Below are 14,385 nucleotides of genomic sequence, written 5' to 3' on the forward strand. Positions count from 1 at the left end.
TAGAGGTTGTCCGTTGCCGGGCTTTTGTCTTCCGATTGTCTCCATGATTGTGTCTGGTCTTGTCGGATACAAATGATACATTGTATCTATGACAATATTTTCGAAACTGGTCGGGCGCGACGGCGTGCCGGGTGCGCGTCAGGTTGAAGCCTTTCTCCGGGCCCAAATCGAGAACGGGGATCTGGCGGAGGGGGTGCAGCTTCCTCCCGTGCGTGAAGCGGCATGGCAATTGGGCTGCGCGCCGGGAACGGTGTCTCGGGCCTATCAGGCGCTGACGGTCGCCGGCCTCGTTCGTGGAGAGGTCGGGCGAGGGACGTTTGTGGGAACGGGTACCCCGCAACGCATGTCGCATCTGCGCGATGAGGAAATGGACCGCTTCGCCGACATGGCGATCAACACCTTCCTCATGGAACCGGCGGGCGAAATCGTGGCGCAGGCCATGGAGGCGGCGGCGATACGCGCGCGCGATGGGGCCGTGCCGCTGCGGTATGTCGGCATGATGGGCGACGAGACGGACAGGCAGGCCGCTTTGCCTCTGCTTTCGCGCTGGTGTCCACAGGCGCAGCTTGAGAACATCGCTCTGTTCAATGGGGCGCAGTCGGTCTTTTCCTGCGGTTTCGCGGGATTGATGCGCCCCGGCACTGCGGTCGCCGCCGATGCCGTGACCTATCCCGGGGTGATTGCTGCGGCGGAACTCTCCGGGCGGCGCGTCATTGGGATCGAGATGGATGACCTGGGAATGATCCCGGAGGCTCTGGACGCGGCCTGCCGCGCACACGCGATCTCGATTGTCTGCCTGATGCCGGGAATTCAGAACCCGACCGGCATGACCATGCCCGCAAAGCGGCGCGAGGCACTGGCGCAAGTTGCCGACAGGCACGATCTGATCGTGCTGCAGGACGAGGTCTACGGGTTCCTGTTCGATGAGACGGCTCCGAGTTTCGCGGAGCTGTTGCCCACACGGGCCATCGTTTCCACCTCACTGTCCAAATGCGTGGCTCCGACGTTGCATGTGGGTTACGCGGTCGGGCCAAGGGGGCTGGTGCGGCGGGTGGCGCAGGCCCAGAACGCGATGGCGCTGATGGTGCCGCCGATCCTCGGGGCTGCGGCGTCCCATGTGCTGACGAGCGGACTGTTGGAGACGCGCGTGGAAAAGGTGCGCGCCGGCGTGGCGCGCAGAGCCGACAGGATGAAGGCGCTGTTTCCCGTGCTTGACCGATCCCGCCTGACAGGCGGGATCGCATGGCTGCCGGTGCCGGAAAACTGGCGGGTGGCGGAATTCTGTGCAGAAGCGGAGGCGCAGGGGGTGCGCGTTGGTGACGGTGCGAGTTTCGCGGTGGAGCGCACCAATCCCCCACAGGCGGTGCGCGTCAGCTTCTGCGCCGTGCCGGGCGAGGAGCGGTTCCAGGCGGCGATTGCCATCCTGAAAGGTCTGCTCGATCAGCCGATGGCAGGCAGTGCGGCCATTCCGTAACAACGGTGGCGGCAGGGCCGGGTTGCGCCAGTCTCATTTGTGCTGATGGATCAGACGGCGAATGGGGCCTTGCATGGCCCCACCCGCGTTCAAAGCCCAGAGGTCAGGTGCTTTGCGATCTTCGGTGCGAAATAGGTGAGGACGCCGTCGGCTCCGGCGCGCTTGAAGGCGGCGACGCTCTCAATCATCGCGCGGTCGAAATCGAGCCAGCCGTTTTGCGCGGCCGCGCAGATCATCGCGTATTCGCCGGACACCTGATAGGCGAAGGTCGGCACCGCGAACTCGTCCTTCAGACGGCGCACGATGTCCAGATAGGGCAGGCCCGGCTTGACCATGATCATGTCCGCGCCTTCTTCCAGATCGAGGCCCGCCTCCACCACCGCTTCATTGGAGTTGTGGTAGTCCATCTGGTAGGTGCGCTTGTCGCCCTTCAGGCAGGCATTGGTGCCGATGGCGTCGCGGAAGGGGCCGTAGAAGGCAGAGGCATATTTGGCCGAATAGGCCATGATCTGAATATCGGTGAAACCGACCGCATCGAGCCCTGCGCGGATCGCGCCGATGCGTCCGTCCATCATGTCGGAGGGCGCGATCACATCCGAACCGGCTTCGGCCTGGTTGATCGACTGGGCAATGAGAACGCGCACCGTCTCGTCATTGAGGATGGTCTCGCCCTCCAGCAGGCCGTCATGGCCGTGGCTGGTATAGGGGTCGAGCGCCACGTCTGTGATCAGGCCGATATGGGGCACTTCCTTCTTGATGGCGCGGCAGGCACGGCACACCAGATTGTCCGGGTCGAGCGCCTGGGAGCCGGTGGCATCTCGCTGGGCGTCATCCGTATAGGGAAACAGCGCCAGCGCCGGGATGCCGAGGGAGGCCGCATAGGCGGCCTCGCGCACGGCCTCGTCGATGGAAAGGCGATGGCAGTCCGGCATGGAGGTAACGGGTTCGCGGCGATTTTCGCCGTCGATGACGAAAATCGGCCAGATCAGGTCGTCCACGGTCAGCGTCGTTTCGCGAACGAGCCTGCGCGACCAGTCGGTCCGGCGATTGCGACGCATGCGCTTGCCGCCAAGGATCTCGCTCATATCGATCTCGGGCATCGCTCTGCGCTTGCGCGGTTCGGCGTTCATCATTCTAGCTCCCTGTCGGCGCATGTCTCCCTAGCGGCCATGGTGTAGCACCCCGGTGCGGGAAGGGGAACATGGTTGCGGGGGGAAGATCTTGACCTTCGATCAGGGCCCGAGCGCGGGCGCAAATGTCTCGCTGTCCTGGTCGGGCAGGGGCGCAGGCGGATTGTCGCCGCCTTGGCGATGCGACGAACGCAGCGTCTTTCGCGGCGTTGACGCTGAGTGATCCGCCGGATATGCCCGAAAGCCGGGTCGGTTCGTTTGCTGTCGCGAAACCGGAGCACCGGGGCGGGGTCCGTTCCGGATTACATCAGTCAAGTTCGGCAGCCGGTTCCGGGGAGGGAACGGGATGGATTTTGCGTTGAGCGAGGAGCAGCGCGCCTTTCAACAGATGGCCGGGGATTTCGCGCGCGAGGAAATGGAGCCTCATGCGCGCGAGTGGGATGAAAAGAGCATCTTCCCCGTCGAGACGCTGCGCAAGGCGGCGGCGCTCGGCTTTGGCGGCATTTATGTCGGCGAGGATGTGGGCGGCTCCGGGCTCGGACGGCTCGATGCGGCGGTGATCTTTGAGGAGCTTGCCAAGGGCTGCACGTCGACGGCGGCCTATATCTCCATCCACAATATGGCGACCTGGATGATTGACCGTTTCGGTGCGCCTGAACAGCGTGAACGGTTTCTGCCAAAGCTCTGTTCCATGGAGCATTTCGCGGCCTATTGCCTGACGGAGCCGGGCTCGGGGTCGGATGCGGCGGCGCTGCGGACAAAGGCCGTTCGCGACGGCGACGCCTATGTGCTCAATGGCTCCAAGGCATTCATCTCCGGCGGCGGCGCGGCGGATCTCTACGTCGTGATGGTGCGCATGGGCGAGGAAGGGCCGAAGGGGATTTCCTGCATCGTGGTGGAGAAGGACACGCCTGGCCTCTCTTTCGGCGCGCAGGAAATCAAGCTCGGCTGGAAGAGCCAGCCGACTGCGCAGGTCAATTTCTCAGATTGTCGTGTTCCGGCCGCCAATCTCATCGGCGCGGAGGGCATGGGCTTCAAGATCGCCATGGCCGGGCTCGATGGCGGGCGGCTCAACATCGGTGCGTGCTCGCTGGGGGCTGCCCAGGCGAGCCTCGATCTCGCCATCGCCTACATGAAGGAGCGACGCCAGTTCAACAAGGCGCTGGCCGAATTCCAGGCGCTTCAGTTCCGCATTGCCGACATGGCAAGCGACCTGGAAGCGGCGCGGCTGCTTCTCCACAAGGCCGCCATGAAGGTGGACGAAAAGACGGACGATGCGACCCGCTTCGCCGCCATGGCCAAGCGCATCGCGACCGACACGGGTTTTCGCGTGGTCAACGAGGCGCTGCAACTTCACGGCGGCTATGGCTATTTGCGCGACTATCCGATCGAGCGGTATCTGAGGGATGTGCGGGTTCACCAGATTCTGGAGGGCACGAACGAGATCATGCGGCTGATCGTTGCGCGCGATCTCTTCAAGTCCTGATTCAGGTACTTGAAGTGGTTAAAGTTCTGAATCTGATTCAGGTTCAGGAATTGATTCAGGTCTTTGGCGTCAAGGCGCTGATCTGTAAGGCTTTTGCCGTATGGCGGTGTCCCGGTCGCAAAGGGCGGGGCAGGGGTTAAGAGACGAAAGACATAGGATGCAGATGCAGCAGCAAAACGTGGATGATCTCCTCGCCCAGTTCGAGGTTCTGGTGGATGTGAAGGGGAATGCGGGGGTGTTGTCGCTGTCGCGGCCGCAGGCGCTGAATGCGCTGACCCACGGCATGATCCAGCTCCTGCGGCATTATTTCGATGCGTGGGAGAACGATCCCGCCATCACCCACATCATCCTGCGTTCCCTCTCGCCCAAGGCGTTTAGCGCCGGTGGCGATGTGCGCGCCGTCTATGAGATGGCCAAGGCGGGCGACCCGACATGGTCGGCCTTCTTTGCGGATGAATATTGCCTCAACAGCCGCATCAAGCATTACTCCAAGCCGGTGGTCTCGCTCATTGACGGCATCGTCATGGGGGGCGGTGTCGGGTTGACGGGGCATGGTCCTTACCGGATCGGGTCGGAAAAGACGCTCTTCGCCATGCCGGAAGTCGGGATCGGCTTCTTCCCCGATGTCGGGGCGAGCTATCTGCTGCCGCGCCTGCGCTCCGTGGAAACCGGGCTCTACTGCGCGATGTCGGGGGCGCGGTTGTCGCAGGCCGATTGCATGTGGGCGGGCTTTCTCACCCATTGCGTGGCGAGCGAGCGGTTCGAAGATCTGCTTGCGGCGCTGACGGCGACCAGTGACATTGACGCCGTGCTGGCCGAATTCGCGGTCGAGCCGTCGGAAGCGTCCAGACTTGCCGCCCATGAGGCCGCGCTTCAGGCGTGTTTCTCCAAAGGCAGCGTTGCGGAGATTCTGGCCGCACTCGATGCCGTCAGCGGCGATGATGCGGAATGGGCGCAGAAAACCGCCAGCATGATCCGCTCGCGCTCCCCGATGAGTGTCAATGTCTCCTTCGCGGAGATTCACAGGGGCGCGGAGATGGAATTCGATGATTGCATGGTCATGGAATACCGCATCCTCCACCGCATTCTGCAAGGCAACGACTTCTACGAGGGGATCCGTTCGGTTCTGGTGGAGAAGGACAACATGCCTGCCTGGAAGCCAGGGCGGTTTGAGGATGTGGACATGGAGGAGGTCGACACGTATTTCAATGAGCCGAAGGATGGCGATCTCGTCCTTCGATAAGACTTGCGTTGCGCCCGGTGGGGGAGGCCCCCTGATCCGGCGCAGCCTCGGGCAAAGCTTGTCCGGAAATGATCGGCCCGCCGCCGATTGAACGGCGGGTCGGAATGTGACGGCCACAAGCAACGGCCGAGAGGGGAATGCGTCTTTCATGGTGACCATGCTGCAGGACATGATCAAGGCCCGCCCGCCGTGGCGCACCCTGCTGGTGTGGTATCTGCGCCTGATGGCTATCCTGCTTATCGGCGGGGGGATCATTCACTGGGCGCGGATCGTGGGGTATGTGCCCTGGCGCGGAGTGATGTTCGCCGACATGCCGACCGACTGGCAGGCAGCGACGGCCTATTTCGGTGTGCTCGACATGGTGGCGGGCATCGGCTTGTGGCTGGCGGCCTCGTGGGGGCCGGTCATGTGGCTCTTGAGGGCGCTTTCCCAGGTCGTCATGCACACGATCCTATCCGACACATTCGGATCGCGGCCCTACGAGATTTCCTTCTATCTGGCGACCATCGCCATCTATCTCGTGCTCACCATCCTGTGTGAGCGCGAGAAGCGGAAGGGATAGGGGCGAAAGAGCGGGGCTCTGGCATGTGCCGTGCGGAGCATCGCCGAGGCGCCTTCACAGGACGCCCACACCTTGTAAAAAACGCTCCGATTTTAGAAAAAAATGCGCTCTGCAATGGTGTCCGAAAATGGTGCGGATGCCGATTAAGGGTTTGTCAGCCATCCGCTTGTGGCGGAAACCTGCGCGGAATCGGGATGGGGTGCCCGACTTGCGCAACAGGAATCCTCTAAAGTTTCCAATGGGTCTTTAAGAGAAGATTCATGCTGCTTTTTAAGCAGATTTTATATCAGCCCGACTAGTGTTGTCCTCAAGCGGAACAAAACCGCACATAAACAGGACACAAGGGGCGTAACCAGATGATCACGGCAAAAAGGGCAGTCGAGGTCGTGGCGCAAGACGAAGGTAATACGGAAATCAAGCCGCTTTACCTTGAGGCGCTTACTCTCGTTGAGCGGTTACATCGTCGTTTGCTTGATGTAATCAAGGATGAATTCGATCGCATGGGACGTTCGGACGTCAACAGTGTGCAGGCGCTTTTGCTGTTCAACATCGGCGACAGCGTCCTCACCGCCGGCGAGTTGCGCACCCGGGGGTACTATCTCGGTTCCAACGTCTCCTACAATCTGAAGAAGCTGGTCGACACCGGGTTCATCAATCACGAGCGCTCCCGTGTGGATCGCCGCTCGGTTCGCGTCAGCCTGACCGAAAAGGGGCTGGAAGTGGCGAAGATCGTCAATGACCTCTACGAGCGCCACATGCGTTCTGTCGAAGCGGTCGGCGAAATCGCCGCACAGGACTTCCAGCAGCTCAACCAGTCACTGCGTCGGCTGGAGCGTTTCTGGACGGACCAGATCCTCTATCGGCTCTAGGCGCTGCCTGTCCGAAGTCGCCGTTCGGGCTTTCAAAACGCCGTCCGTCACCCGCGGGCGGCGTTTTCATGTCTGGACTTCGGGGCATGCAGGTGCCTTTGCGACATGAACTTGCCATAATGAAATGAAAAGGACCGTGCTGAGGCGCAGAAACCGTTAACCGGATTCTGCCAAGGATTGTTTGTGTAAAAATGCGGATCGGCCGGTCGACCCGATGGCAAGGCCTGAAAGGGCAAGGGCCAGCGGGCCTGCTTGGCGCTCTTGTGATTTCGGGCGATGTGGCCGGGAAAGCACAAATGCGTATTCGAGGTCTGCTTTTGTTGCCTCGCTGCGGCGCAGGTGGTACCGCAAACCGAAGACAATCAGGAAATGCGGACCTGGCTCGCACCATCCGCGCAAACGCACCTGGGAGATTGCTCCGTGAATCGACTGTTCGCCGCTGGCGAGACCCTCTCGACGTCAGGCCGCTTTGCGGTCGTTGCTGCGATGTTTGTTGCTGCAACCCTGACCGGGACGAGCGCTCGGGCGGAAAGCCCGCTTCAAGCCCTGCGTCACTACCAGGAACACGAGCAGTGGGAAGCCAAGCTCGATGACACGCTGCGCAATCTCGACCAGATCCGCACGAACCAGCCGACGCTTTCCGCCGAAACGGTGATCCACATCGAGAACGCGATCGCGAAATACCGGCGCATTGTCTCCAATGGTGGCTGGGCCAAGGTGAACACCAATGGTCGCAACCTGCGCCTTGGTTCCTGGGACAGTGCGGTTGTGGCCCTGCGCCAGCGGCTGGTGACCTCGGGCGATCTTGATCCGCAATTCGCGTCCGGTCAGCGTTTCGACGGTGACGTCGACGCGGCTGTGCGTCGCTTCCAGGTTCGGTATGGTTTGCGCCCTGACGGCGTGGTCGGGCAGGCGGCGCAGGCTGCGCTCAACGTCCCGGCCTCCGTGCGTCTGCGGCAGCTTGAGACAAACCTGGTGCGTGTGCGCGCCATGTCCGGCTATCTCGGCGATACCTATGTGATGGTGAACATTCCGGCCGCCGAGATCGAGGCCGTCGACCACGGTATCGTGCGCTCGCGCCACACCGCAGTCGTGGGCAAGATCGACCGGCAAACCCCGATCCTCGCCTCCAAGATCTACGAGCTGAACTTCAATCCGTTCTGGACGGTGCCGCGTTCGATCATCCGCAAGGATCTGATTCCGAAGATGCAGCAGGATCCGCAGTATCTGGCCAAGAACAACATCCGGATCTTCGACTGGCACGGCAACGAGCTGCAGGCCTCCGATGTGGACTGGACGACCGATGAGGCGGTGAAGCTGAAGTTCCGGCAGGATCCGGGCAAGGAAAATTCGCTCGGCTCCATTCGCATCAACTTCCACAACACCCATCAGGTCTATCTGCACGACACGCCGTCCAAGAGCCTGTTCACGCAGGACTACCGGTTCGATTCCTCCGGTTGCGTTCGCGTCGATCATGTGCGCGATCTCGTGTCCTGGCTCCTGGAGAGCACGACGCCGGAGTGGAACCGCGCGCGGGTGGACGAGGTCATCGCATCGGGCGCGCGTGAGGATGTGAAACTCGCCACGCAGGTGCCGCTCTATCTGGCCTATGTGACCGCGTGGGCCAATGACAAGGGCGTCGTGAATTTCCGTGAGGACATTTACAACCGCGATGGGCTCAACGGGGAACCCGTGATCGAAGGACCGCAGGTGTTTCTCCAGTAATCCGCACTCGCGTATCCGCAAGACAGAAAGGGCGCCCTCACACGAGGGCGCCCTTTTTCGTATCTCGGCGGTTCGGCTGCGCGGAAGGTCCGGTCTCGTTCAACCGAGCTGCAACAGGGATTGGACTTCCTCCGGCGAGGGGAACTGTTCGAAGCTGTCTTGGGCCGGCGTGGTCACCCAGTCGAGTTTCTCGCAGGTCATTGTCTCCACACGGGGGCGGGACCAATCGGGTTCGTCGAACATTGTCGCGCGCAGATTGACGAATTGCGGGAGCATGTCGATCTTCGTGAAAAGCCAGCTCATGCAGCGCGGGCAATGATAATGATTGATTCCGTCGGTATGCGCGCCGCCGCGAACGGGCGCGCCCGTGACGATCTGGAGACCGTCGATGGGGATCAGGGCGCTGAGCGAGAAGGCGCTTGCGGTCATGCGCTGACAGCCCCTGCAATGACAGGCGAAGGTGGTGACCGGCTCGCAGGTGACCTTCATCCTCACCTCACCGCAACGGCAGGTGCCTTCGCGCGACGGGATGGGAGGCGACTTGTCTGTCGATAAGGAATCCGAATTCATCTTCAGCCTCATGTTGCCATGTGTATCGTTCGCCTTATGCCTTATACGAATGGTTGGCCCGCGTGTCATGCGCCAGGGTCTTGTTTTATTGCAAAAAATGACGAGAGGGTGCGGGCATGACAACCGGCAAGACGCCGTCGGGCGGGGGGCGGGTGTTTCTGGAATTCACGCGCGTAGGGCGGCAGGTGAAGGTCTCTGCCATCGACGAGGCGACCGGCGTGGAGGTGTCCATGATGGGGCCGTTGACGGTGTCGCAGGATGAGCTGGGCCGTCTGGCCGTGCGCAAGCTCAAACGCAGGCTCGAACAGGGCGCGCGCTAGGCGGATGACGGGCGCGCTCGTGACCGGATTTGTGACCTGTCCGAGTGTCGAATGTGATCGTGCTTGGTTCGTCCCATCGGGTATGCTATGCGGCGACGGCGGGACAAGGACCGGGAAGGGTTCGTTCCGCAAATGCTGATTTGTCACCGAATTGCAGGAAGGCGCGCCTGATGTCGATTTCGAAAAACTCCGCTACCGAGCCGGTTCAGTTGGACTTTTTCACCCAGTCTCTGGCCGAGGCTGATCCGGAAATCGCGGAGGCGATTGATCTGGAACTGGGTCGTCAGCGTCACGAGATCGAGCTGATCGCGTCCGAAAACATCGTTTCGCGCGCCGTTCTCGAAGCGCAGGGGACGATTCTCACCAACAAATATGCCGAAGGCTATCCCGGAAAGCGCTATTACGGCGGTTGCCAGTATGTCGATATCGTCGAAACACTGGCCATCGAGCGCGCCAAGAAGCTCTTCGACTGCGGCTTCGTGAACGTTCAGCCGAATTCCGGCAGCCAGATGAATCAGGCCGTCTTCCTGGCGCTGCTGCAGCCGGGCGACACGTTCATGGGGCTCGATCTGAATTCCGGCGGTCACCTGACCCACGGTTCGCCCGTCAACATGTCCGGCAAGTGGTTCAACGTCGTCTCCTACGGTGTGCGCGAAGACGATCACCTGATCGACATGGACGCGGTTGCGGAAAAGGCGCGCGAGCACAAGCCGAAGCTCATTCTGGCCGGTGGCACCGCCTATTCGCGCATCTGGGACTGGAAGCGCTTCCGCGAGATCGCGGACGAGGTCGGCGCCTATCTGATGGTCGACATGGCCCATATCGCCGGTCTCGTGGCCGGTGGCGCTCATCCGTCGCCGATCCCGCATGCCCATGTGGTCACCACCACGACCCACAAGTCCTTGCGCGGACCGCGTGGCGGCATGATCCTCACCAATGACGAGGCGATTGCCAAGAAGGTCAATTCCGCCGTGTTCCCGGGCCTTCAGGGCGGGCCGCTGATGCATGTCATCGCCGCCAAGGCGGTGGCGTTGAAGGAAGCCCTTCAGCCTGAATTCAAGACCTACGCGGCCAATGTCGTTGCCAATTCGCGCGCGCTGGCGGCCAGCCTCCAGGAGCAGGGTCTCGACATCGTTTCGGGTGGCACCGACAACCACTCCATGCTGGTTGATCTGCGTCCCAAGAACGCCACCGGCAAGAAGGCTGAGGCCGCGCTCGGTCGCGCCAACATCACTTGCAACAAGAACGGCATTCCCTTCGACCCGGAAAAGCCCTTCGTCACCTCCGGCATCCGTCTCGGCACGCCTGCAGGCACGACGCGCGGCTTCGGCGTGGCGGAGTTCACCGAAATCGGCAAGCTGATTGCGGAAGTGCTCGATGGTCTGCGCCAGTCCAATTCCGAAGAGGGCAATGCGGCGGTGGAAGCCAGCGTGAAGGAACGCGTGATTGCGCTGACCGATCGCTTCCCGATCTATCAGGATTAGAGAGCACGTATGCGGTGTCCCTATTGCGGTGGCGATGAAACACAGGTCAAGGACAGTCGTCCGACCGAGGACAATACCGCTATTCGGCGTCGCCGCGTGTGTTCCACATGCGGTGGCCGCTTCACGACGTTCGAGCGCGTGCAGCTGCGCGAGCTGACCGTCGTCAAGCGCAATGGCCGCCGCGTCGTGTTCGACCGCGAAAAGCTCGCCCGTTCCGTCCAGATCGCCGTGCGCAAGCGTCCGGTGGATCCGGAGAAGATCGAGCGGATGATTTCCGGAATCGTGCGTCAGCTTGAATCTTCGGGCGAGAGCGAGGTTCCGGCGGAGGAAATCGGCACGCTGGTGATGGAGGGGCTTCGCGGCCTCGATGATGTCGCCTATGTGCGCTTTGCTTCCGTCTACAAGAACTTCCGTGAAGCGCGCGATTTCGAGGCGCTCCTGGGTGAACTCAATGCCGACGGTACGCCGGTCAATGGGGGACGGGAGCCGGAGGCGGACGAGTCGTGACGACTGATGTGACCGGTGATGTCGCCGAAAGGGAGGCTGGCCACGACGTGGAGGCAGTCCATCGCGGCAATGGGCCGGTGTCATCAAGGCCTGCTTGCGGCAAGGTCCTTCCTCATGACGAGCGCTTCATGCGCATGGCTTTGGCCATGGGCCAGCGCACGCGCGGCATCACCTGGCCCAACCCGTCCGTCGGTGCGGTGATCGTCGCCGACCATGGCGGCGTGCCGGTCGTCGTGGGGCGGGGGGCAACGGCGCCTTCGGGCCGCCCGCATGCGGAAGTCATGGCGCTGCGTCAGGCCGGTGAGGCGGCGCGCGGGGCGACCGCCTATGTCACGCTGGAGCCCTGCGCCCATTGGGGGCGGACCGGGCCGTGCGCGCTGGCACTCTCCGAAGCCGGTGTCGCACGCGTGGTCATCGGCATTTCCGACGTCAATCCGAGGGTCGCCAACAAGGGCGTCGACATGTTGCGCGCGGCGGGTGTTGAGGTTGTGAGCGGTGTTCTGGAAGAGGAATGCCGTCAGGCCCATATCGGGCATTTCCGCCGCTTTGCCGAAGGGCGTCCGCAGGTTCAGCTCAAGCTCGCCGTATCCGCCGATGGTTTCATCGGGCGCGAAGGCGCGGGGCAGGTGCACATAACTGGGCCTGAAACCCAGCGGCTCGTTCACATCATGCGCGCGGAAGCGGATGCGATCATGGTGGGCATCGGCACGGTTCTGGCCGACGATCCGATGCTGGATGTGCGCCTTGAGGGGCTGGGGGACCGCTCGCCGGTGCGCTACGTGCTCGATTCCGCGGCGCGGCTCCCGCTCGATTCCCAGCTTGTGAAGACCGCGGCGCAGGTTCCGGTGAAGGTGCTGACGACCGCTGCCGCTCCCATCGAGCGCACCACGCCGCTGATGAAAGCCGGGATCGAGATCATCACCGTGCCCGCGGATGGCGAAGGCCGCATCGATGTGGCGGCGGCGCTGAGTGCGCTTGCCCATCGCGGTGTGACGCGTCTGATGGTGGAAGGCGGCGCCCAGACGGCTGGAAGCTTCCTTCGCAGCGGGCTGGTGGATGAGGCCGTCATCTCCACAGGGCCTGAAAAGATCGGGCAGGGCGGCATTGCGCCACTTGGGCTGGAGCCGCTCGCAGCGATAACAGAGAACCCGGCCTATGCCCGCGTCAGCGAGCGCCGTCTCGGGCCAGATCGGGTCATTCACTACCGTCGCAAGGAATAGCCTCATGTTCACGGGCATCGTCACCGATATCGGCCGCGTTCTCTGCGTTACCGATATCCCCGCAGGCCGTCGTACGCGCATTGCAACGCGCTACGATGTCGAGGGCATCGACATCGGAGCGTCGATTGCCTGTGGTGGGCCGTGCCACACGGTCACGGCCAAGGGCTGTGACGACGGCCAGAACTGGTTTGAGGTGGAATCGGGGGCGGAGACGCTCAAACTGACCACAGCCGGAGCCTGGCAGGTTGGCACGCGCATCAACCTTGAGCGGTCGCTGTGCATGGGCGACGAGCTGGGCGGGCATCTGGTGCTCGGCCATGTGGACGGCACGGCGGAAGTGGTGGAGCGGCGGGATCATCCCGACAGCGTCTATTTCCGCTTCCGCGCACCGCAGGAACTTGCGCCTTTCATCGCCAAAAAGGGGTCCGTTGCCCTCGACGGGTGCTCCCTGACGGTGAACGAGGCGGAAGGCGACGAGTTTTCCGTCTTCCTCATTCCGCACACGCTGTCGGAGACGACCTGGAGCGAGCGTCAGACGGGCGAGGCGATCAATCTGGAAGTCGACATGATGGCGCGCTATGTGGCGCGACTGCGCGCCTTCGACTGACAAGAGGGCCGGTGCCGAAGCGGACAAGGCGCGCGTCATTTCACGGCGCTCGCCTTGCGACATTTGGCACTTCGCGCCACTTGCACAGGGTGAGGGGCATCTCGGGTCTGGACAAAGGGGCTGCAAAGTGGTTCCTGTCGCCAACTCAGCGACAATAACCAGAAGGCTTACCGGTCATGGCATCCGCCCACCTGCTTATCATCGACGCGCGTTTCTACGACGAGCTTTCGGACGAACTTGTGCGCGGGGCCGTTGAAGCCCTCGATGCGGCTGGGGCAACCTATGACCGTGTCTCCGTTCCCGGCGTGCTGGAAATTCCGGCAGCGCTTTCCATGGCGCTGATTGCGGCCGAGGAGGACGGCACGGATTACGATGGCTATGTGGTGCTTGGCTGTGTCATTCGCGGTGAGACGTCGCACTACGACATCGTCGCCGGTGAATCCGCACGAGCCGTCATGGACATGACCGTCGATCTGGGCCTTGCGGTCGGTAACGGTATTCTGACGGTCGAAAACAGCGACCAGGCCTGGGCCCGTGCCCGGGTGAGCGAGAAGAACAAGGGTGGTGCGGCAGCCGAAGCGGCGCTGGCCATGATCGCGGTACGCGAGAAAATCGGAGCCTGAACGAATGTCTTCGGACAACAATGCCGATCAGCAGGCAGGCAAGGCCAGCAAGGCCTCTGAACGCGAGACGCGCCCCGCCAACAAGCGTGGGCTGGCGCGGCTCGCCGCCGTGCAGGCGCTCTATCAGATGGAGATCTCCGGCCAGACGCTGGCTGATGTCATTCTGGAATTCCAGATGCACCGGCTGGGCAAGGAAATCGATGGCGAACAGTATCGTGAAGCCGATAGCGACTGGTTCAAGGATCTGATGCAGGGCATGGTCGCCAGGCAGCGCGAGATTGACCCGCAGGTCCATCACGCGTTGCAGCAGGACTGGCCCTTGAAGCGCATCGATTCCATCCTGCGCGCCATCTTGCGTGTCGGCGTCTATGAACTCCTGCGTCGCAAGGAAGTGCCCGCCCGAGTGATCATCTCCGAATATGTGGAGGTGGCGAAGGCCTTCTTTTCCGAGGACGAGCCGAAGGTCGTCAACGGCGTGCTCGACCGTATCGGGCGCGAGATCCGGCCGGACGATTTCGATCCGAAGCCCGCAAGCTGACAGCGTCGCGCGCAATCGGCGTCAGAC

Annotated in this window: 15 protein-coding genes; 13 read left to right on the forward strand and 2 right to left on the reverse strand. The window is 62.3% G+C overall.

Translation table 11 applies throughout. The annotated features are described in order from the left end of the window. Positions 1 to 88: 88 nt before the first annotated feature. Positions 89 to 1,474 carry a PLP-dependent aminotransferase family protein gene (locus tag ABGM93_RS02585; protein ID WP_321503209.1) on the forward strand — a complete coding sequence of 462 codons (1,386 nt, stop codon included), beginning with the start codon at positions 89 to 91 and terminating at the stop codon, positions 1,472 to 1,474. 89 nt (positions 1,475 to 1,563) lie between these two features. Here the strand turns inward: ABGM93_RS02585 and hemB are convergent, their stop codons facing one another. Further along, on the reverse strand, positions 1,564 to 2,559 hold the full coding sequence (gene hemB / locus ABGM93_RS02590; RefSeq protein ID WP_321505710.1) for a porphobilinogen synthase: 996 nt from the start codon (positions 2,557 to 2,559) through the stop codon (positions 1,564 to 1,566). A 391-nt stretch (positions 2,560 to 2,950) separates the two neighbouring features. Here hemB and ABGM93_RS02595 point away from each other — a divergent pair, with 391 nt between their 5' ends. From ABGM93_RS02595 to ABGM93_RS02615, 5 genes are all read left to right on the forward strand, one after another. Next, positions 2,951 to 4,090 (forward strand): acyl-CoA dehydrogenase family protein, encoded by a 1,140-nt coding sequence (locus tag ABGM93_RS02595; RefSeq protein ID WP_321503212.1) that lies wholly within the window; start codon positions 2,951 to 2,953, stop codon positions 4,088 to 4,090. Positions 4,091 to 4,253: 163 nt separating this feature from the next. Continuing rightward, a complete protein-coding gene (locus ABGM93_RS02600; RefSeq protein WP_321503215.1) occupies positions 4,254 to 5,333 on the forward strand; it encodes an enoyl-CoA hydratase/isomerase family protein in 1,080 nt (359 codons plus the stop codon). A gap of 148 nt (positions 5,334 to 5,481) precedes the next feature. After that, positions 5,482 to 5,895, forward strand: coding sequence for a DUF6163 family protein (locus tag ABGM93_RS02605; protein WP_321503219.1), 414 nt, complete (start codon positions 5,482 to 5,484; stop codon positions 5,893 to 5,895). A 356-nt stretch (positions 5,896 to 6,251) separates the two neighbouring features. After that, a complete protein-coding gene (locus tag ABGM93_RS02610; RefSeq protein ID WP_319773330.1) occupies positions 6,252 to 6,764 on the forward strand; it encodes a MarR family winged helix-turn-helix transcriptional regulator in 513 nt (170 codons plus the stop codon). 420 nt (positions 6,765 to 7,184) lie between these two features. Then, positions 7,185 to 8,489, forward strand: a complete 1,305-nt coding sequence (locus ABGM93_RS02615; protein ID WP_321503223.1) for a L,D-transpeptidase family protein — start codon at positions 7,185 to 7,187, stop codon at positions 8,487 to 8,489. Positions 8,490 to 8,588: 99 nt separating this feature from the next. On the opposite strand, the gene ABGM93_RS02620 is transcribed toward ABGM93_RS02615, so the two are convergent. Next, complete coding sequence (locus ABGM93_RS02620; protein WP_321503225.1) at positions 8,589 to 8,978, reverse strand: GFA family protein; 390 nt, start codon at positions 8,976 to 8,978, stop codon at positions 8,589 to 8,591. Between the two features lie 197 nt (positions 8,979 to 9,175). On the opposite strand from ABGM93_RS02620, the gene ABGM93_RS02625 reads away from it, so the two are divergent. The 7 genes from ABGM93_RS02625 (at position 9,176) to nusB (ending at position 14,358) form a co-directional block, all read left to right on the forward strand. Continuing rightward, entirely contained in the window at positions 9,176 to 9,379 is a 204-nt protein-coding gene (locus ABGM93_RS02625; RefSeq protein ID WP_319773333.1) for a serine hydroxymethyltransferase, read from the forward strand. A 170-nt stretch (positions 9,380 to 9,549) separates the two neighbouring features. Then, on the forward strand, positions 9,550 to 10,863 hold the full coding sequence (gene glyA, locus ABGM93_RS02630; RefSeq protein WP_321503227.1) for a serine hydroxymethyltransferase: 1,314 nt from the start codon (positions 9,550 to 9,552) through the stop codon (positions 10,861 to 10,863). 9 nt (positions 10,864 to 10,872) lie between these two features. Further along, complete coding sequence (gene nrdR / locus ABGM93_RS02635; RefSeq protein WP_319773335.1) at positions 10,873 to 11,370, forward strand: transcriptional regulator NrdR; 498 nt, start codon at positions 10,873 to 10,875, stop codon at positions 11,368 to 11,370. Further along, positions 11,367 to 12,590 (forward strand): bifunctional diaminohydroxyphosphoribosylaminopyrimidine deaminase/5-amino-6-(5-phosphoribosylamino)uracil reductase RibD, encoded by a 1,224-nt coding sequence (gene ribD, locus ABGM93_RS02640; protein ID WP_321503230.1) that lies wholly within the window; start codon positions 11,367 to 11,369, stop codon positions 12,588 to 12,590. The genes nrdR and ribD overlap by 4 nt, the downstream gene beginning before the upstream one ends. A 4-nt stretch (positions 12,591 to 12,594) precedes the next feature. Then, complete coding sequence (locus ABGM93_RS02645; protein WP_321503232.1) at positions 12,595 to 13,197, forward strand: riboflavin synthase; 603 nt, start codon at positions 12,595 to 12,597, stop codon at positions 13,195 to 13,197. Between the two features lie 176 nt (positions 13,198 to 13,373). After that, positions 13,374 to 13,820, forward strand: a complete 447-nt coding sequence (gene ribH, locus ABGM93_RS02650) for a 6,7-dimethyl-8-ribityllumazine synthase (protein ID WP_319773338.1) — start codon at positions 13,374 to 13,376, stop codon at positions 13,818 to 13,820. A gap of 4 nt (positions 13,821 to 13,824) precedes the next feature. Continuing rightward, a complete protein-coding gene (nusB, locus tag ABGM93_RS02655) occupies positions 13,825 to 14,358 on the forward strand; it encodes a transcription antitermination factor NusB (protein ID WP_321503235.1) in 534 nt (177 codons plus the stop codon). Positions 14,359 to 14,385: the final 27 nt, after the last annotated feature.

The organism is Breoghania sp., from assembly GCF_963674635.1.
Classification (GTDB): domain Bacteria; phylum Pseudomonadota; class Alphaproteobacteria; order Rhizobiales; family Stappiaceae; genus Breoghania.

What these genes read in the sequence shown, in the direction of transcription:
- ABGM93_RS02620 (WP_321503225.1), bottom strand. Translation starts at nt 8,978, where the DNA reads ATGAAGGTCACCTGCGAGCCGGTCACCACCTTCGCCTGTCATTGCAGG.
- glyA (WP_321503227.1), top strand. Translation starts at nt 9,550, where the DNA reads ATGTCGATTTCGAAAAACTCCGCTACCGAGCCGGTTCAGTTGGACTTT.
- ABGM93_RS02605 (WP_321503219.1), top strand. Translation starts at nt 5,482, where the DNA reads ATGGTGACCATGCTGCAGGACATGATCAAGGCCCGCCCGCCGTGGCGC.
- nusB (WP_321503235.1), top strand. Translation starts at nt 13,825, where the DNA reads ATGTCTTCGGACAACAATGCCGATCAGCAGGCAGGCAAGGCCAGCAAG.
- ABGM93_RS02625 (WP_319773333.1), top strand. Translation starts at nt 9,176, where the DNA reads ATGACAACCGGCAAGACGCCGTCGGGCGGGGGGCGGGTGTTTCTGGAA.
- nrdR (WP_319773335.1), top strand. Translation starts at nt 10,873, where the DNA reads ATGCGGTGTCCCTATTGCGGTGGCGATGAAACACAGGTCAAGGACAGT.
- ABGM93_RS02595 (WP_321503212.1), top strand. Translation starts at nt 2,951, where the DNA reads ATGGATTTTGCGTTGAGCGAGGAGCAGCGCGCCTTTCAACAGATGGCC.
- ABGM93_RS02610 (WP_319773330.1), top strand. Translation starts at nt 6,252, where the DNA reads ATGATCACGGCAAAAAGGGCAGTCGAGGTCGTGGCGCAAGACGAAGGT.
- hemB (WP_321505710.1), bottom strand. Translation starts at nt 2,559, where the DNA reads ATGAGCGAGATCCTTGGCGGCAAGCGCATGCGTCGCAATCGCCGGACC.
- ribH (WP_319773338.1), top strand. Translation starts at nt 13,374, where the DNA reads ATGGCATCCGCCCACCTGCTTATCATCGACGCGCGTTTCTACGACGAG.
- ABGM93_RS02645 (WP_321503232.1), top strand. Translation starts at nt 12,595, where the DNA reads ATGTTCACGGGCATCGTCACCGATATCGGCCGCGTTCTCTGCGTTACC.
- ABGM93_RS02600 (WP_321503215.1), top strand. Translation starts at nt 4,254, where the DNA reads ATGCAGCAGCAAAACGTGGATGATCTCCTCGCCCAGTTCGAGGTTCTG.
- ABGM93_RS02585 (WP_321503209.1), top strand. Translation starts at nt 89, where the DNA reads ATGACAATATTTTCGAAACTGGTCGGGCGCGACGGCGTGCCGGGTGCG.